The organism is Candidatus Tisiphia endosymbiont of Stenodema calcarata, from assembly GCF_964030695.1.
Taxonomy (GTDB): Bacteria; Pseudomonadota; Alphaproteobacteria; order Rickettsiales; family Rickettsiaceae; genus Tisiphia.
On sequence record NZ_OZ034911.1, the window covers coordinates 1324497 to 1344121 of the forward strand.

Consider the following 19625-nt stretch of genomic DNA (forward strand, 5'->3'; position numbering starts at 1 on the left):
AATTATGGTAAAATTTATTATTTGTTACAATTCTATGCATAAATTTCCATAATCGTTCAATCGGATTAAGATTAGGGCTATAGGGAGGTAAAAATACTAATTCTATAGAAGGAATAGTATGTCCGAGTTCTTTATATTTCTCCCGTGGAGTTCTACCATAACTGTCGAAAGTTAGTAAATATAGCTTCCCTATACATCATTAGACTTCTTTCGAAACTCGCTTATGCTGAGGGATTTGAAGGAGACGCGGAACGCAGAACCGCAGCGTACTCTAATGTACGTGAGGATTCGAGTACCGCATCGACGTACAAATCACCAGCAGAAGTAGAGTTTCGAAAGAAGTCTATTGCGAGGAGTTGCGAAAAAGCGGCGACGCGGCAATCCAAGATACGCAAAGCGTTACTCTAAAAAAACAGCCTAGCTGTTTACCTAGATCGCTACGGCATCTAAAGAGCCTTGCTATAACGATTATAGAAAAATTTAGGGTACTATGGTCACGATGTTAAAAGAATTTTCCATAAAATTCCATGATCTTTTCTTTAACCTGAATTGGATCAGTCATCATATTAACCCCTCCTCTAAATTCAGCTGAGTTTGCTAAACCACTACTATACCAACCTATATGTTTTCTAGCTAGCTGAACAGCTGTATCATTTCCATAATACTCTAACATAGCATCATAATGACTCAGTATTATTTCTAGCTGCTCTGCTATTGAAGGTGGCGGGAGTTCTTCTCCGGTTTTAAGATAATGTGCTATTTGAGAAATAAACCATGGTCTACCATATACTCCCCGACCAACCATTATGCCATCAGCACCTGATTTTTGTAAGCATTCCTTGGCTTTAGACAAAGAAGTAATATCTCCATTAGCGATAACTGGAATCCTCACCACATCTTTAACTTGCCTTATAAACTCCCAATCTGCTTGACCTGAATAAAACTGGCATCTTGTTCTGCCATGAATGGTGATCATTTGCACTCCAACATCATAGGCTATTTTTGCTAAATTTGGAGCATTCTTAGTTTGCTCATCCCAACCAGTTCGCATTTTTAAAGTTACTGGGATTTTGACAGATTTTACCGTAGTTTCTAAAATTTTTGCAGCTAATTTCTCATCTCTCATTAAAGCTGAGCCAGAATATCCTCCTACTACTTTCTTAGCTGGACAACCAAAGTTTAAATCAATAATCTTTGCCCCCATATCCTCATTCATTTTAGCTGATTCTGCTATTATATCAGGTTCGCACCCAGCAATCTGTACACATGAACCAGTAGCATCGTCCCCAATAATCGCACATCTTTGCAAAGATTGTCTTGTTTCAATAATCATCGCTCTACTTGCCACCATTTCAGAAACGACAAGTCCTGCACCAAATTTTTTCACTAACTTTCTAAATGGTAGATCAGTAACACCAGACATTGGAGCTAATATCACCGGATGAGGTAGCTGAATATTGCCTATTTTTATCATAAATATATTTTCATTACTTTAAATAGCTTTTAATTATAGAATAATTATTATAAATTATCATAAGATACCACAAACTAATGCTATCACTAAGAAAAATTTTTAGTATTATCTGCAGGATATTGTTATATAATATTATTGAGCATTATTGTTGAGTATTTTCAGCCAAGAAATTATGTCATGAAAATCAATGTAGAGATTATTCGAGCTTGTCAAGATTGGAAAAATCAAAAATTTATTAATAAACTATTAGTGAAGAAGGTTGTTGGTGCTATACTGAGTAAATATAAGAATTTTAAGGGAGTTGCAGAGTTTGAGTTAGCAATATTACTGACTAATAATAATGAAATGTTGAATTTGAATAGCCAATTTCGTGGCAAAGCAAAAGCTACAAATGTACTATCATTTCCTGATATAGAATTAGACTTTCGGCATTTACTTGAATTTACTCCTAATGTACATTATATGTATTTGGGGGACATAGCTTTTGGCTATGAAATAATTCAAAACGAAGCTATAAGTCAAAATAAAGCCTTTGGAGACCATTTTGTCCATCTTTTGGTACATAGTATTTTACATTTACTTGGATTCAATCACCAAGATGACGAGGAAGCAGATATTATGGAAAATTTAGAAATAGAAATATTAAAGGGTTTTGCTATTGCCTCTCCATATTAGGTTCTGTCCACTTCTTCGAAAAAAGAAAACCTTACATCTATTCATTCTAAAAGGGCTATGCTGAAAAATCCTTCAAAAATTATTACTCTTAAATCTTTTTTCTCTCGGCTGTTTTCTAAAGAGAAGCTAGAGGATAATTTTTATGATGCAATTAAAAAGCTAAAATCTAACAGTAAAAAAATGACGTTAGAAGAAAAAAAGATTTTTATGAATCTTCTGAAATTTGGTCATAAAACTGTAGAAGATGTAATGATCCCTAGATCTGATATTAAGGCAGTAAAATTAACTGCCAGTATAGATGAGTTAAGCCAAATGCTTAATAGCAGAATACCTAATACTAGAACATTAGTTTATGATGAAACTTTGGATAATATATTTGGCTTTATTCATATAAAAGATTTGTTCAAGATACTTGTTACTAAGCAACTTATTACAAATCAAGAATTGCAGCTAAAAAAAATAATTCGTAAACCTATCATCTCTGCTCATTCAATGAAATTGATAGATTTACTAGCAAAAATGCGAAGAGATCGTGTACAGATATCAATAGTTGTGGATGAGTATGGTGGAACTGACGGTATTGTAACCATGGAAGATATTATGGAGGAGATAGTTGGCAGAATAAATGATGAGCATGATAAGAAATCAGATAATGATAGTTTCAGAATTATCAATAATAATACTATTTTATCAAATGCTCGAGTGAAAGTTGAGGATCTTGAATCAGCTCTAGGTGTGAAACTAAAACTCCAAAATGATGAATTCGATACAATTGGTGGTCTAGTCTTAGCAAAAGTAGGTAATGTCCCTTTGGTTGGTACTAAAATTGATATTGAGCAGCAGGTTGAACTTGAAGTGATTGATGCAAGCCCAAGATCACTTAAGCAAGTTAAGCTGCGGTTAAAAAATGGTACAATATTACATGATAATACCTTATGATTATTACAACTAATTTGGCCATGAGCTATGGTGCAAAAATATTATTTACCGACGTAAATGTTCATATCAAAAATGGTAATAGATATGGGCTTGTTGGGGCAAATGGTGCTGGTAAATCCACGTTCTTTAAGATTTTGCTTCAAGAGGAAGAGGCTAGTATCGGAGAATTTACCTGTGTCAAAAATGCACGTATAGGATGTTTAAAGCAGGATCAATTTCTTTATGAAAATACCTCAATTATTAATACCGTTATTGCCGGTAGAAGTGAATTATGGCAAGCACTACAAGAAAAAGAAAAATTATTAGCAATTGATCAATGTGATGAGGAAATCGGTTATCGATTAGGTGAGTTGGAACAAATTATAGCTGACAATGATGGATATATATCAGAAATTTTTGCAGTTGAGTTACTGCTTGGTTTAGGAATACAAGAAAAATATCATCTTCAGCCTTTATCCGTTCTATCCGGCGGCTATAAACTTAGGGTACTCTTAGCCCAAAGTTTATTCAATAATCCTGATATATTGTTACTTGATGAGCCAACAAACCATCTTGATATAGTCTCAATTTATTGGCTAGAAAATTATCTAAAACAGAAATTCAAAGGTGCTTTGGTATTTATTTCACACGACCTTGTTTTTCTTAATAATATTTCTACACATATTCTTGATATAGATTATGGTACTATCAAGATTTATACTGGTAATTATGATATTTTTGTTCGTGATAAACAGTTGGTTACCGAACAAAAGCTTAAAGAATTTTCTCATTTAGAGAAAAAAATTGCTACTATGCAGAGTTTCGTTGACCGGTTTAGAGCGTTGGCTACTAGGGCTAGGCAAGCTGCATCACGAGAAAAACAAATAGAAAAAATGGAATTACCTGACATCCAAGAAAGTTCGCGTGTTAGTCCATATTTTAATTTTAAGCAAAAAAGACCATCTGGAAAATTAGTGTTAAAAGTTCAGGGTATTTCTAAAAGCTACGAGGATAAAAAAATATTAAATAATGTGAATTTTACTGTCTCACGTGGAGAAAAAATTATTATTATTGGTCCAAATGGTATTGGTAAATCCACTTTGCTTAAGATTCTTATTAATAAAATTTCTGCTGATTTAGGAAGTTATGAATGGGGTTATGAAACGCAAGTTTCTTATTTTGCTCAGGATCATCATGAATTACTAAATGAAAGTATGAGTGTTATTGATTGGTTATCCGACCAAATACCTACTGAAAGTGATAATGTGCTACGTAATGTACTAGGTCAATTATTATTCCGTAAAGATGAAGTAAGTAAGAATATTCTAAATTTAAGTGGAGGGGAAGGAGCACGTTTATTACTAGCAAAAATTATATTGGAAGAAAGTAATATATTGATATTAGATGAGCCAACTAACCACTTAGATATTGAATCTAAGGATATGTTAAAAAAAGCTCTAATTAACTATCAAGGAACTCTAATATTAGTAACTCATGATCGAGATTTTGCTAGCAATATAGCCACAAGGGTTATTGCTCTATCCCACCGAACTATCACTGATTTTAAAGGTAAATATCAGGAATATTTGCATAAATATGGTAATGATTATTTGGATAGTAGTTGGGTGTTGGCAAATAAGAGAGTGAAATAGTATAGTAAACTCAGGTTACTTTAGCAATTGACTCCAATTCGGGATAAGAATTGACAAATTCTTATCCCGAATTGGCTTTAATATAAGGAAAAATGCATTATTAAAGCGGCTAACGCGAATGCATTTTAAACCTTTCTAAAGCTAAAAACATGATTTTAAAAGATTAAAATCATGTTTTTAGCAAAATATTAATTTAACAATCAGATGCAGAGCCGTCTCAAATCTGATTGTTTCGATAATCTCACCGAATTTGGGATAATTATGATAGAAAATACTGAACTATTGAAAGAGTTTGTGGTTAAATGTTTAGAAGAAAAAAAAGCAGAAGATATAATAGTAATAGATATAAGACAAAAAACTACATTAGCTGAATATATTATTTTTGCAAGCGGGCGTTCAACTAAAAATGTTGGAGCAATTGCTGAATATTTAGCTTTAGAGTTAAAACATCAAGCTAATATCGATACTAATATTGAAGGACTTGGAACATCTGAATGGGTATTAATAGATGCTGGAAATGTATTAGTTAATATTTTCTATCCAGAAACTAGAGAATATTTTAAGTTGGAAGAGATGTGGAGCAAAAAATAAATTAAAAATATTAGATTTTTTACTGAAAACTACTTAGTGTATTTAAAAAATAATGTATTAATACTTCTAGGGAAAAGGTGTAAATGGAAGAGCATATTCTTATCAATATTATAATTTTAATAGGAACAGCTGTATTTGTTGTAGCAATACTGAAACGCCTTAATCTAAGCCCAGTTTTGGGTTATTTAATTGCAGGAGCGGTAATTGGAGACCATGGATTTAAGATTGTAACATATGATCAAACAAAATTACTAGGAGAATTAGGAGTAGTTTTTTTACTTTTTGCTATAGGTTTAGAATTATCTTTTGAAAGATTAAAGGTAATGAGGAGGTATGTATTTGGTCTTGGCTCACTACAAGTGTTAACTACAGCTATAGTAATTGCTCCCGCTGTTGTACTAATCAGCGGTAATAGTAGTGCTGCAATTATTATTGGAGGTGGTCTTGCTTTATCCTCAACTGCCCTTGTTATGCAAGTTATTGAGGAAAGCCGTAGCCAATCAACTCAACTAGGTCGTATATCCCTAGCTATCTTGTTATTACAAGATTTAGCAGTTGTGCCATTGCTAGTTATGGTACCACTGTTTGCTAGCAATAGTAAAGATTCGTTAGCGATAGCTCTAGGAACAGCTTTACTTAAGGCTATCATAGCACTACTTGCAATATTTGTTGCAGGTAGAGTATTACTAAGACCTTTATTTGGGTTAATTTCATCGGACAATGGCGATATAAACGAGCTACCAATTTCCATGACTCTATTGGTAGTTCTATCTGCAGCTTGGGCCACGCAATATTTTGGTTTATCACTTGCTTTAGGAGCTTTTGTTGCAGGTGTTTTGGTTGCAGAAACAGAATTTCGGTTGCAAGCTGAAGAAAGTATATACCCTTTCAAAAGCTTATTGCTAGGACTATTTTTTATGAGCGTTGGAATGAATATTGACGCTCAAGAAATATACGCTCAAATATCAACTATACTAACTTGTTCTATTGCCTTGATTGTAGTAAAAGCACTAATTATTGCCGCCTCTTGCATTTTATTTGGTTTTAATAAAGGAGTAGCATTGCATGCAGGTTTATTATTATCACAAGGTGGAGAATTTGCTTTTATCTTATTCGGTCTTGGTAAAGAAACTCAGGTTATTAGAGAGAGTACGGCTAATGTTCTGTTATTAGTGGTGACATGTACTATGGCACTAACTCCATTACTGGCAATTTTAGGAAGAAAACTTGCTGAAAGACTTGATAAACAACTTGGCAAGACTCCAATACAAATTATAGAACTTGGAGCAAGAGATTTAACAAATCATATAATAATTGCCGGTTTTGGTAGCGTTGGTAGAATGGTAGCATTAGTACTGGAAGCTGAAGGAATCAATTATATAGCACTAGATGTTAATGACGAGATTGTAAAAGCAGAAACAGCTAATGGCTTTCCAGTTTTTAAAGGAGATGTATCACAGATTGATACGCTAAAAGCTGTGGGAGCAGAAAGGATTTTAACTCTAGTACTTACAATGAATAATAGTGTTACTATCAAAAAATCTCTTCGAACAATTTCAAGTCATTTTCCAGATCTTGAAGTTATTGTAAGATTAAAGAATCTAGAAAAGGCTAGAGAATTTTATGATGCTGGAGCAACAACAATCATACCAGAAAATTATGAGACGGGGTTACAGCTTGGTGGAACAATTTTAAAATTTATTGGCCTTAGTGAATATGAAATAAATCGTATCAAAGGGCAATTTAGATCAGGTAATTATGTAATAGCTAAACGAGATGATGCTTTGCGTGAATTAGAAGAGAATGATTAAAAATAACCATGGCAATCAAGTTACTAAAGCAACAGTCATATATTTTGATTATAATCTTGATCATTACACCTTTACTAACGACAGCTGATAATCAGAAATTGCCGATACCTAGATTTGCCTCAATAAAGGCTAATGAGGTAAATGCTAGAGTTGGTCCTTCGATAAAAACACCTATAGAATGGGTATTTGTTAAAAAAGGTGAACCAATAGAAATTATTGCAGAATATGAACAATGGAGGCAAATTCGTGATATAAAAGGAGAAGGAGGCTGGGTACATTCAAGTGTATTGTCCGGTAAAAGATCGGTGATTGTGGTAAGTGCCAAGTTAGTAGCTCTGACTCGAGCAGCTAATGATCAACATAAAATTGTTGCAAGAGTAAGTAATTATGTCCGTTGCCTACTTAATAAATGCAAACAAGATTATTGTCAGGTGTGCTGCAAGAATTATACTGGATGGCTACCTAAAACAGTATTGTGGGGAGTATATAAGGATGAATAATATATACTCTTGCCTCTACTACAGCTCTGTGTCTAGGTTCTTATATCTTAATTAGGTTTTAGTGTGACTAGGTTAGGACTCTAGTCACATTACAATTTTTTTCAAAAGGGGTCAAAAGCATATTGCAATCTACACTTTAAAATTATTCAGGCAAGATTCTCCCAAAGATTATTAAATTGACATCTATACAAATGTATGATAAGGATTGGTTTATAACAATTCTTATGTCACTTTTGGTTCTAAAATCATCCACTAGGCTGAGCCATTCTTCGATTTCAGTGCATTTTGTGAACATATCAAACGGTGGACGTAGCATAAAGTCTAGCTTTCCGTCTTTGTACTAGTACAAATAAATTTATACAAAAATGTTAACTCCATTTTCCTTTCTTTGGTCAGTTATAAAACCATATAAGTATTTATATTTTATCATGATGATTGCACCATGTGCAAATGGTGTATATCCAATTATATATAATTATGCTATAAAGCTATTAATTGATTTGTTTACTCAAAATCAAAATATTACTTTTGAACAAAGTTGGAAACCAATAACGATATTTATAAGCTCCCAAATTATCCTTGATGGTGCATGGCGGATGCATAATTTTGCTCAATTAAAATGTATGCCATATATTTTACAAAATATATTAAATAAAGTTTGCACACATTGCTTTAAATTATCATATACTTTTTTTCAACATAACCTTTCCGGTTCAATTGTTGCGAAAGTAAAAGGAATTGGTGATAACTATTTTAAAATGCATCAAGCACTTGAATTTCAGCTAAGTAAACCATTGTTTATTACGTTATTTTCTGGTATTGCATTAGGTCTGACCAATATAAAAATACTTTTTTTTGTTCTAGCATTTAGCTTTATATATGCACCAATGGCATTTAAATTTTTTACCAAGCTTGCCAAAATGGAGCAGGAAAAGCAAGACTCATGGTATTATTTATTTGGAACTGTAGCAGATTGTATTACTAACATTTTTACAGTTTTTGCTTTTGCTACTCAGCAGCGTGAGTTACACAAAATACAGCACTATTATGATAATATACATAACCCATTAATCATCAAATATTATAGATACGATTTAATTATATCTATAATATTGTGTTTATTTTATTGGGTATTTTTAATCTCACTATTTTGTTATGTCATTTATATGAAAAATAATAATGAGATTTCAATTGGTGATATTGCTTTTGTTATGTCACTTACTTTTTTATTTACTGAAAATAGTTGGCAAACTACAATGGAAATAAAAGATTTCCTAGAGGATGTTGCTGCTTTTCGCTCTGCTTTTACAATTATGCAAATCCCACAAAATACAATTGATACTCCTTCTGTAACTAACTTAACGATTACCAAAGGTGATATTGTATTTCAGAATTTATCTTTTGGTTATAACAACACTAATTGTGTATTTAAGGATTTAAATCTTAATATCAAAGCTGGTCAAAAAATTGGAATTGTTGGACATTCTGGTGGTGGGAAATCAACATTAATATCTTTATTACTCAAAAATTTTCAAATAACAACCGGGGATATTATTATTGATAATCAAAGTATCTATAATGTATCTTGTGAGAGTCTACGTAGTCAAATATCTCTAATTCCACAAGATATTATGCTCTTTCATCGTTCTATTGGAGAAAATATTGGGTATGCTAAAGAAAATACAACACAAGCTGAGATAGAAAGTGCAGCACTGGCAGCCAATCTTCATGAGTTTATTGAAACCCTACCTGAGAAATATAATACCCTTGTGGGCGAAAGAGGAATTAAACTAAGTGGAGGTCAACGTCAACGTATAGCAATTGCCAGGGCTATTCTTAAAAATGCCCCGATTTTAATTCTGGATGAAGCGACTTCTTCACTTGACAGTCAAACCGAACTAGAAATTCAAAAATCTATAAACACACTACTTGAAAAAAATAATGCAACTGTAATTGCCATAGCTCATCGTCTGTCAACAATAAGACATTTAGATAGAATTGTTGTGATAGAAAACGACCAAATTGTTGAAGATGGAAATTTTGTAGAACTACTTGCAATGCCAAATGGTAGATTCAAAGAACTTTGGGAGCATCAAGTAAACGGTATGGTAATTTAGGTTTTTACTTCAGATGTGACAAATGATTTGGAAAATTGGAAATGATACTTACAAGGTCAAAAATGATGTCATTCCCCACGGGGAATGCTATCTAGGCTTTTTACTAATTAGGAATAGGAGTTTATGGATAAAAATTTAAAACAAACTAGTTTTTTATTTGGTAGTAATGCTGTTTTTATAGAAGAGCTATATCAGCTATATTTATCAGATCATAAAGCAGTTGATGAAAGCTGGCAAAACTATTTCCAAAATATTGAGAATAATAATAGTTACCAAGTTAATAAAACTATTGCTCATGTTATTACTTCACCTCAAGAAAAGCCTTTACCGTATGTTACGGAATTTTCTGCTACAGCTAACAAGCTCAGAGCAAAAGCAATGATTGCCCGCTACCGTAATTATGGACATTATTTAGTTAAGCTAGATCCCTTGAATCTTGAAGTTCTTAAGACTAAAAATGAGTTGAGACTTAATATAGAAGATTTTGGTTTTACCACAGATCATTTGAATAATATTATAGAAATTGATGATGAATTTTTTGGAATAAAAGCATGTTCACTTAAGGAATTGGTTAATTTGCTTGATCAAACTTATACTAAAGATATTGCCGTAGAATTTGCTCATGTGACCAATGAAGATGAGAAAACTTGGTTTTTTGAGCAGATAGAAAGTAATGTTCAAGCTTTTAATATATTGGAACAAGATAAGAAGGATATACTAAAAGATTTAGTAGAAATTGAAGGATTTGAACAATATCTACATACCAAATTTCCTGGAGCAAAACGCTTTTCAGTAGAAGGTGGAGAGGGAGCCGTAGTGGCTATAGATAAAGCTATAGATATGTCTACTGTCCATGGACTAGAAGATGTAGTAATAGGTATGGCTCACCGAGGAAGACTTAGCACATTGGCCAAGGTAATGACTAAACCTTATAAAGCTATTTTGTCTGGATTTATAACAGGTAGTATCTTGCCGACTGATTTAGGTATTTCAGGTGATGTGAAGTATCATATTGGCTATTCATCAGATCAGATAAGAGAGGGATCTAAGGTGCATCTTTCTATGGCAGATAATCCATCACATTTAGAAGCGGTGAATCCGGTAGTAGCTGGTAAAGTACGAGCAAAACAGGATAGCATCCAAGATACTAATCGTAAGAAAGTAATGGGTATTTTGGTTCATGGCGATAGTGCTTTTTGTGGTCAAGGTGTAGTAGCTGAGAGTTTATTTATGTCGGATCTAAAGCCTTATAATGTTGGCGGGATTATTCACTTTGTCATTAATAATCAGCTTGGATTTACAGCGAATAGTTATGACACTAGACCAGGTAGATATTCTACTGAGTTTGCTAAGATAATTAATAGTCCAATTCTACATGTAAATGGTGATGATATTGAAGCAGTGATCAAGGCTACCAATATTGCAGTGAATTACCGATATAAATTTGCTAGAGACATAGTCGTTGAGATTATTTGTTATCGTAAATATGGTCATAATGAAGGTGATGAGCCTATGTATACTCAAGCTGTTATGTATAATGTAATAAAAAATAAGCAATCCCCGGCAACTATTTTTGCAAATAAACTAGTAGCAGGTGGAATAATTGACCAAAATTATTTTCCTACATTAAAAGAACAATTTAAACTGAAATTAGATCAAGAATATGAACAAGCCAAAAATTATCAGCCGCAAGCTCAGTTTTTGGAAGGTTTATGGTCTAGTTATACTAGGTCAAATGCTCAAATGCTCTCTACTGGCGTTAACAAAGACACCTTAAAAGAACTTGGTATAAAGCTTTGTCAGATACCAAAAGATTTTCCTTTAAATCCTAAACTTGTAAAATTATTTGAATTAAGAGAAAATACTTTAAAGCAAGATAAACCTATTGACTGGGCAACTGCAGAACAGTTAGCCTTTGCCAGTTTATTAAATTCAGGTACTAGAATACGTTTTACTGGTCAAGATTGTGGGCGTGGCACTTTCTCTCACCGTCATGCAGTGTTACATAGTCAGGTGGATGATAGAACTTATACACCATTAAATAATTTATCGCAAAACCAAGCAAATTTTGAAATTGCTGACAGTAATTTATCTGAATATGCAGTTTTAGGTTTTGAGTATGGTTATTCATTAGTTAATCCAAAAGATTTAGTAATTTGGGAAGCTCAATTTGGCGATTTTGCTAACGGAGCTCAAATAATTTTCGACCAATTCATTTCCAGTAGTGAAAGCAAATGGCTCAGGATGAGCGGTATAGTAGTGCTACTACCACATGGATCTGGAGGACAAGGTCCAGAGCATAGCTCTGCAAGACTCGAGAGGTTCTTGCAGCTTGCTGCTGAAAATAATATGCAAGTTACATATCCTACGACGCCAGCTTCATTTTTTCATTTATTACGTCGTCAAATATACAGTAATATTCGTAAACCACTAATAGTAATGTCACCAAAATCTTTATTAAGACATAAAATGGTTGTATCACCTCTCTCCCAGCTTGATGAGAATACGAGCTTTATACCTGTGCTAGACGAAATTAATGATGCTATAAATGCCAAGGAAGTAAAACGAATTATATTATGTAGTGGTAAAGTCTACTATGATTTATTAGAAAAAAGAGAAGAAAAGAATATTTTAGATATAGTGATTATTAGACTAGAACAGTTATATCCGTTTGAAACGGATATTATCGTTAAAATATTAGGTAAATATAATAAAGCTAAAGAGTTTATTTGGTGTCAAGAAGAACCTAAAAATATGGGGGCGTGGAATTTTGTTAAAGATCACTTAAATGAGAGCCTAAAAAATGCATCAATTAATAATCAATTTGTATATGTTGGTAGGAATGAGTCTGCTTCACCAGCAGTTGGCTCACCGATCATACATAATGAGCAACAGAAAAAATTGCTTGAAGAAGCCTTGATAATTAAGGGATAGAGTTAAGTTGGAAATGTCAGCATAATTATTTAACTTACCTTACGCATAACCACCATGGTAATTTAAAAATTGCAGAATAAGTACAAGACGTCTATTAGCGAGACCACGTAGTGGTCGTGGCAATCCACATTTATTAGATTGCTTCGTCGCTACTAAAGTAGCTCCTCGCAATGACGCCGGGCTGTTTTCTCCCTTATGATTTTTAAATGCCACGCGTAAGGTGAATTATTTAATTATTCAAATCTAATGCACCTAAAGCCAAGATTAAGCCAACGTAATTATTATTTTTAAACCTAGTAAGACAATTTTGTGGGTCTGAGATTTCTAATGTTACTACCTGCCAAATCAGCATTATATAAGCACAGAGAATAGCTATATAGTTAGGTCGATGGGTTGCTATAATGTTAGCAAATATGAATAATAATATGAAGATGGTATAGTAAACATATAAATGTAATTTATAATTTCTCTTTTCTAAAAAAAGTGGCATTGACTTGATCTTAATCTTCTTATCGTCCTTTATATCCATAAAACCATAAATAGTGTCATAACCAATAATCCAAAAACAGCAGGCAATATACATAATACCCGATTCTATTGATATTTTATCAATTACAGCACTACTGCCAATCAATACTCCATTAAATGTTAGTCCTAGAAATACTTGCGGAAAGTTTATCATTCTTTTCATTAGCGGATATAAAACAATCATGATAAAGCTAAGAAACCCTAGGCAAATCGCTGTTTTATTTAATGATAATAAAATTGTCAAGGAACAGACTGATAATATAGTTAGCAAAATCATCGCTTCATTTACATTTAATGATCCATTAGCTAGTGGTCTATCCTTTGTTCTTAAAACATGCTTATCAAAATCTTTATCAAAAATATCGTTAAGAACGCAACCAGCTCCCCTAGTAATGATACTTCCGATAAAAAACAATGATAATAATTTTACTAAATTATAAATTGCAATATTGGTAAGAAGTACCCCAAAGCATGTTGAGAAAAATAGTAACAGATAGCCAGTAGGACTTTGTAGTCTCATTAATTTAAGGCTCAGAAAAAATTTATTTGGCATTGCTATAGTTATGATATATTTTGAATTAATTTAACTAGGTCTGTGAACATTTCCATTTAATGGTCTTATCGATCGTTATTTTCGTTCTCGAATTCGTAACGGAATTTAGTACTGCTTTCGGTTCTTGCTTAGCGAAAATGCCTATAAATCTACTCAACATAGAAATATTCAAAAAATCTAATATAAAATACTTAGTGGGGTCAAATATTATGATATATTCTAACCATTAATTCGATAAATGCACTAGACCTTTTGCATAATTCTACTTCTGCTGGTAATTTGTGCGTCGGGACTAGACTCGAATCCTCACGTACGTTTGAGTACGCTGCGGTTTGAGATTCCGGTCCTCCTACAAATTCCCTAGCAGAAGTGAATTCTGTAAGAGGTCTACTTTTGAAGTGGCTGACACGAATATATTTTAACAATCAACCCCAAATTCGGGATAAGAATTAGTTAATTATTATCCCGAATTCGCGTAACTAGGATAGTCTTATTATGATAGAATTTCTAAAAAATTATAGCTTTATTGAAAGCGAAAGAAAATGGCAAAAATTTTGGCAGGAACAAAAAATTTATCTTTGGGATAAAAATGATACGAGAGAAAATAGTTTTGTAGTAGATACGCCACCACCAACAGTCTCAGGACATTTGCATATAGGACATGTTTACAGTTATACTCAAGCTGATTTTATTGTCCGTTTCCAACGAATGATGGGTAAAAATATTTTTTATCCAATCGGTTTTGATGATAATGGTTTACCTACCGAACGTTTAGTTGAAAAACAAAAACAACTCAGAGCAGCCAGTATGGCAAGAGATGAATTTATTGAGATATGTAAGGAAGTTGTTATTTCTGAGGAAGAGAAATTCCGCTCATTATTTAATCAAATGGCTTTATCTGTTGATTGGACTTTGGAATACCAAACAATTAATCCATTATCACAAAAAATATCACAAATGTCATTTTTAGACTTAGTCGACAAAGGCGAAATTTACCGTAATAATCAACCAATGTTGTGGGATCCAGTTGATCAAACGGCTTTATCTCAAGCTGACATCGAAGACCAAGAAAAAACTTCAATGATGAATGATATAATTTTTCATACCAGTAAGGGTGAGAAGATTATTATTGCTACCACTAGACCAGAAATGCTACCAGCTTGTGTTGCAGTATTTTACAATCCAAATGATGATAGATACCAACAACTGAAAGACCAATTTGCCATAACACCGCTATTTGATGTTAAAGTACCTATTCTAGCGGATGATTTAGTTCAAATAGATAAAGGAAGTGGACTTGTGATGTGCTGTACTTTTGGTGATACAACCGATATAACCTGGTGGAGAACTCACAATTTACCCATGAAAATTATTATAGATAAAAAAGGTATCATAAATGTCCCGACTGAATTATCAAATTCACATCAGTTAAATGGTTTAAAAATAAAAGACGCTAGAAGTAAAATTATAGAAATCTTAAAAGAGCAAGACCTATTAGTTAGACAAATAGAAATTACTCAAACAGTAAAATGTGCTGAACGTTCAGGCTCACCGCTAGAGATACTTACGCTACCTCAGTGGTTTGTTCGCACGATAAAACATAAAGATGTTCTAATGCAACGTGCATGTGAGCTGAATTGGCATCCAAAAACTATGAAAATTAAGCTTGAGAACTGGATAAATAGCATATCATGGGATTGGTGTATAAGTCGTCAACGCTATTTTGGTGTACCTTTCCCTGTTTGGTATTCTAAAAGAATTGGCGAAATAGGCAAACCCCTTTTTCCAGATATCAAACAACTGCCAGTAGACCCTCTTCGAGACCTACCAATTGGCTATTCTAGAGAAGAAGTAGAACCGGATTACGATGTTATGGATACTTGGGCTACCAGTGCAGTATCACCACAATTAAGTAGTCATGGTATCTCTGAAAAGTTTAACGTAGATATCGAGCGTCATAAAAAATTATTTCCTGCTGACCTACATCCGCAAGCTCATGAAATCATTAGGACATGGGCCTTTTATACAATACTTAAAGCCCAATTACATGAGAATACCCTACCTTGGAAAAACATTATGATTAGCGGGTGGTGTCTAGCGTTTGATCGTAGCAAAATGTCAAAATCTAAAGGCAATGTTATTGTGCCACAAAAATTGCTTGAGCAATACGGTGCTGATGTAACACGTTATTGGACTTCTAAATCTAAGCTTGGGGCAGACACTGTTTACTCTGAAGACGTAATGAAAAATGGCAAGAGGCTTGTTAATAAATTATGGAACGCTGCTAAATTTGCTGCTATTCACTTCGATAAATTAGACTCACTAGATAAAAATGCTGAAATATCTGATATAGAAAGCAAGATTTGTCATAAGTTTGACCAGTGGTTAATAGTTAAACTAGTTGAGTTAGTAAGCAAAGTTGAATCAGATATGCAAAATTATGAGTATGCCAATGCTGTGGATTTGATAGAAAAGTTTTTTTGGTCAGTATTTTGTGATAATTACCTCGAGATAACTAAAACCCGAGCTTATAATATGGATGGTTCAGATAATAAAGGGCAGTATAGTGCCATAATAACCTTATATCATTCTATAAAAATCTTACTTAAATTATTAGCTCCTTTCCTTCCACATATAACAGAAGAAATTTGGCAAATTTTGTATAGTATAAAATCTATACATACAAGGGGCAACTGGTCTCAAATCAAAAATTTATCTTTTCCGGTAGATCAGATTCAGCCTGATAGACTTATTGAAATACTAGACTTGGTTAGGAAAGCTAAAGCAGAAAAGAATTTGTCAGTCAAAGCTGATATTGAGATACTAGAAATTATAGGAGAAAAACTTTCTGATGACCTAATAATAGATCTCAAAAACGTTACGTCTGCTCGCACCATAGAATTTGTTGAACAATTTTCATCAACAAATCAAGTATTAAAGAATGGCGATGTTGTAATTAATGTAATATATACTCAAATGCTTTGAAAAATTGATAAATCAATTTCTAAGTTTTTAGAGTTTAACACAAATAAAATTAGTATAGTTAGCTTTTAGTGAGATTAAACAAAATGACTACCATTATCTACCTAATAGGTAAACCAGGGACTGGCAAGTATACTATAGCAAAGGAAATAGCAAAAGCTGGCTACAGCATATGTGACAACCAACATATCAATAATCCTATTTTCTCACTTCTAAATTATGATGGGTTGACTCCCATTCCAGAATTTGCTTGGGATACAATTAAACATATACGAGATGGTATTTTTAATTTTCTAAGCCAAGAAACTTATAATAACTATGTTCTTACTAATTGTCTCTATGAGATTGATGGTGATCATAAGCTTTTTAATCAAGTACAACAGCTAGCATCGAACCGTAAGTCAACATTTATTCCTGTAAAATTATTGATTTCAGAAGAAGAAAATATTATGAGAATTCAACAACTAGATAGGCTGCTTCGTTACAAATCAATCGATATACAAGATGTTTATCCAAAATATCCTTTGATTCAAATTTCTCATCCTAATTTATTTGAGCTTGATGTTACACTCCTTCCTGCTAGTGAGGCTGCAAAGAAAATTTTGCAGCATGTTAGGTTATACGCGAATTCGGGATAAGAATTAACTAATTCTTATCCCGAATTGGGGTGTTATATACTCAAATACTTTGAAGAATTGATAAATCAATTTACAAGTTTGATGTGTAATATTTTAGCCTTCCCTACGATATTATATAATTTATTTTTTGCTTTTATTTATTACGATACAAAATTTTATTTGTTACAATATAAATTTTATGATAACCTAAATATCAGGAAACTTTAAAAGGTTACGGGGGCATAGTTTATGACTACAAATCAAACAGGACAAAACAAAGTTCTTTGCCTTTCAGGTGGTGGGGTAAAAGGAATAGCTGAGTTAGTTGTACTAGCGAAAATAGAAGAAATAACCCAGCAACCTATATCTAAATTATTTAATATTATTTCTGGCACTAGTGTTGGAGGATTAATTGCAGCCTTATTAACAATTCCTAAAGAAGAAGGATCAACAGAACCTCGTTATTCAGCTAAAGAAGCTTTAGAATTATTTGAAAACACTGCTCCTGAAATCTTCCCTCAAAGCTGGTTTAACTGGGGAATAATAAAACACAAATATAGTCAAGAACCTTTGAAGAAAATGCTAGAAAAGCATTTAGGGGATAATAGATTGGATGATAGTCTATGCCGTCTTATTATACCAGTTGCTGATTTGAATGAAGGAAAGAATAGTATGAAGATTTTTGATAGTCATGATCAACATAGTCCACATGTTAGAACAAAGGACGTGCTTCTTGCAACTACAGCAGCACCAACCTATTTTAAAGCTGTTGTTAATAAAGAGGCCGTAAAAGATTATGATTATGCTGCGGGTAAGCCTTATGCTTTTGCCGATGGTGGTCTTGGTGCTAATCGTCCAGCTGCTACAGTGCTACAGGTGCTTAAAGAAGGGCTTAGTTATCATGAACAAGCAGACATTATGGAACACACTATGATTTGTTCTATCAATTTTGGAAAAGGTGAGCAAACAAAAGCCCAAATACCATCACCTAATTTTGATGGAGCATTAGGGTGGTTGCTTAACGGCTTAATTGATACACTTATGAAAAACGACGAGGAAGCTGACGTAAATGAGGTTAGGTTAGATCTAACAGGTGAAGGACAAAATACAGAGATATGGCTGCCTATCCCAAAAGAATGTAAAAACTTAGACGATTCTAGCCAAAATAATATAACAAAGTTAAAGCTAGTCGCTGAGCAATATTTAGAAAATAATTCCAAGTTAGTACAAGATCTGTGTGATAGGTTAAAAGCTGATTGGAATGATAATCTTGAGCAATCTGAAATCTCAAATGCACTGGTAAGTTCTGAGGTTAATGATGAAGGGTATGAAAATGATAGCATCTCAGAATCTGATATAACTTCTACAAAACCTAGAGTCACTGCAATGATAAATACTGAAGTTAGTGATGAAGGGTATGAAAGTGATAGCAACTCAGACTATTCTGATATAGTGGTGGCTACTGCAGAACCTGAAGTCTTAAATGCAATGGTAAGTAATGAATTAGAATCTAGTAGTACTATAGTGACTAATGGAGAAACAGATTTTGCTGTAAGTAGTGAGAAATTTACAACAACACTTCAGTGGATTAAAGAATTATATGCAAAGGATTCCAAATGTGCATTAGAATATTTAGAATATGTTAATAATGTATCTCCTGAAGAGTTAGATCTTACTACAATTGCATCACTACCTGAAGAAGTACAGAAAACCGTTCAATGGATTGTAGGGTTAGATACAGAAAGTCGTTCAGAGCTATTAGAAAATATTAAGTCATTAATAATTAGTACCTCTCATGATTATAAGGATAATATTTATTGTGTTCAAGAAGTGACTAAACTTGAGGGACAGGATACACTATACGAGCATGCTGACGACTTAGTTGACTGTTATTAGAAAGTAAAAAATGCATTACTTTGCCAGTCGATCGACTTTTAAATTTCTCTGATTGCAGACTTTAAGCTTTTGTTGTATGTTACATAAAAAACTCTAAAGAACAATGGCAATATCTATTAAAGAACTTGAAGAAATTATACGTTATAGTTTTCCAAATGCCAAAATAAAAATTGTTGATTTAGCTGGAGATCAGGATCACTATTCCTTAGAAATACAAGATGATGCTTTTCTTGGAATTAGTCTAATTAATCAGCATAAGATGGTAAAAAAAGCTTTAGCAGAAATACTGAATAATAATAAATTACATGCTATCACCATAAAAACTACCAGTTCTCCATTAAATATAGTCAAATAATCATACACCTGCATTCCCAACA

At 33.0% G+C, this 19625-nt stretch carries 17 protein-coding genes and 1 pseudogene; 13 read left to right on the plus strand and 5 right to left on the minus strand.

What is annotated here, in order from left to right; all coding sequences use genetic code 11:
* Positions 1-33: 33 nt before the first annotated feature.
* A pseudogene (locus tag ACQH1W_RS06340) lies at positions 34-109 on the minus strand (transposase); the annotation flags it as partial.
* Between the two features lie 35 nt (positions 110-144).
* Between ACQH1W_RS06340 and ACQH1W_RS06345 the strand changes: the two are divergent.
* Positions 145-408 (plus strand): palindromic element RPE1 domain-containing protein, encoded by a 264-nt coding sequence (locus ACQH1W_RS06345; RefSeq protein ID WP_341762691.1) that lies wholly within the window; start codon positions 145-147, stop codon positions 406-408.
* 94 nt (positions 409-502) lie between these two features.
* On the opposite strand, the gene dusB is transcribed toward ACQH1W_RS06345, so the two are convergent.
* The gene (gene dusB, locus ACQH1W_RS06350) at positions 503-1474 is read right to left on the minus strand and encodes a tRNA dihydrouridine synthase DusB (protein WP_341761871.1); all 972 of its coding nucleotides are present in this window, start codon (positions 1472-1474) and stop codon (positions 503-505) included.
* A gap of 177 nt (positions 1475-1651) precedes the next feature.
* On the opposite strand from dusB, the gene ybeY reads away from it, so the two are divergent.
* The 6 genes from ybeY (at position 1652) to ACQH1W_RS06380 (ending at position 7621) form a co-directional block, all read left to right on the plus strand.
* A complete protein-coding gene (gene ybeY, locus ACQH1W_RS06355) occupies positions 1652-2149 on the plus strand; it encodes an rRNA maturation RNase YbeY (RefSeq protein WP_341762192.1) in 498 nt (165 codons plus the stop codon).
* A 3-nt stretch (positions 2150-2152) separates the two neighbouring features.
* The gene (locus ACQH1W_RS06360; RefSeq protein WP_375333246.1) at positions 2153-3088 is read left to right on the plus strand and encodes a hemolysin family protein; all 936 of its coding nucleotides are present in this window, start codon (positions 2153-2155) and stop codon (positions 3086-3088) included.
* Entirely contained in the window at positions 3085-4719 is a 1635-nt protein-coding gene (locus ACQH1W_RS06365; protein WP_375332727.1) for an ABC-F family ATP-binding cassette domain-containing protein, read from the plus strand. Before ACQH1W_RS06360 ends, ACQH1W_RS06365 begins: the two co-directional genes overlap by 4 nt.
* Before the next feature lie 261 nt (positions 4720-4980).
* Positions 4981-5310 (plus strand): ribosome silencing factor, encoded by a 330-nt coding sequence (rsfS, locus tag ACQH1W_RS06370; RefSeq protein ID WP_375332726.1) that lies wholly within the window; start codon positions 4981-4983, stop codon positions 5308-5310.
* A gap of 83 nt (positions 5311-5393) precedes the next feature.
* Positions 5394-7121, plus strand: a complete 1728-nt coding sequence (locus ACQH1W_RS06375) for a cation:proton antiporter (protein ID WP_425361010.1) — start codon at positions 5394-5396, stop codon at positions 7119-7121.
* An 8-nt stretch (positions 7122-7129) separates the two neighbouring features.
* Positions 7130-7621, plus strand: a complete 492-nt coding sequence (locus ACQH1W_RS06380) for an SH3 domain-containing protein (protein ID WP_375332725.1) — start codon at positions 7130-7132, stop codon at positions 7619-7621.
* A 142-nt stretch (positions 7622-7763) separates the two neighbouring features.
* Here the strand turns inward: ACQH1W_RS06380 and ACQH1W_RS06385 are convergent, their stop codons facing one another.
* A complete protein-coding gene (locus ACQH1W_RS06385; RefSeq protein ID WP_425361011.1) occupies positions 7764-7937 on the minus strand; it encodes a hypothetical protein in 174 nt (57 codons plus the stop codon).
* A gap of 49 nt (positions 7938-7986) precedes the next feature.
* On the opposite strand from ACQH1W_RS06385, the gene ACQH1W_RS06390 reads away from it, so the two are divergent.
* Positions 7987-9738 carry an ABC transporter ATP-binding protein gene (locus ACQH1W_RS06390; RefSeq protein WP_425361012.1) on the plus strand — a complete coding sequence of 584 codons (1752 nt, stop codon included), beginning with the start codon at positions 7987-7989 and terminating at the stop codon, positions 9736-9738.
* A gap of 123 nt (positions 9739-9861) precedes the next feature.
* Positions 9862-12672 (plus strand): 2-oxoglutarate dehydrogenase E1 component, encoded by a 2811-nt coding sequence (locus ACQH1W_RS06395; protein WP_425361013.1) that lies wholly within the window; start codon positions 9862-9864, stop codon positions 12670-12672.
* A gap of 229 nt (positions 12673-12901) precedes the next feature.
* On the opposite strand, the gene ubiA is transcribed toward ACQH1W_RS06395, so the two are convergent.
* Together ubiA and ACQH1W_RS06405 are read right to left on the minus strand one after the other, a co-directional pair.
* Positions 12902-13759 (minus strand): 4-hydroxybenzoate octaprenyltransferase, encoded by an 858-nt coding sequence (ubiA, locus tag ACQH1W_RS06400; protein ID WP_341763445.1) that lies wholly within the window; start codon positions 13757-13759, stop codon positions 12902-12904.
* Between the two features lie 194 nt (positions 13760-13953).
* A complete protein-coding gene (locus tag ACQH1W_RS06405; RefSeq protein ID WP_341762698.1) occupies positions 13954-14178 on the minus strand; it encodes a palindromic element RPE1 domain-containing protein in 225 nt (74 codons plus the stop codon).
* 70 nt (positions 14179-14248) lie between these two features.
* On the opposite strand from ACQH1W_RS06405, the gene ACQH1W_RS06410 reads away from it, so the two are divergent.
* From ACQH1W_RS06410 to ACQH1W_RS06425, 4 genes are all read left to right on the plus strand, one after another.
* Positions 14249-16738, plus strand: coding sequence for a valine--tRNA ligase (locus ACQH1W_RS06410; protein WP_425361014.1), 2490 nt, complete (start codon positions 14249-14251; stop codon positions 16736-16738).
* An 83-nt stretch (positions 16739-16821) separates the two neighbouring features.
* Entirely contained in the window at positions 16822-17373 is a 552-nt protein-coding gene (locus ACQH1W_RS06415; protein ID WP_341761599.1) for a hypothetical protein, read from the plus strand.
* Between the two features lie 228 nt (positions 17374-17601).
* The gene (locus ACQH1W_RS06420; RefSeq protein ID WP_425361015.1) at positions 17602-19248 is read left to right on the plus strand and encodes a patatin-like phospholipase family protein; all 1647 of its coding nucleotides are present in this window, start codon (positions 17602-17604) and stop codon (positions 19246-19248) included.
* Positions 19249-19351: 103 nt separating this feature from the next.
* Positions 19352-19603: a BolA/IbaG family iron-sulfur metabolism protein gene (locus ACQH1W_RS06425; RefSeq protein ID WP_341751523.1), complete on the plus strand. Its 252-nt coding sequence runs from the start codon at positions 19352-19354 to the stop codon at positions 19601-19603.
* The last annotated feature ends 22 nt before the right edge of the window (positions 19604-19625 follow it).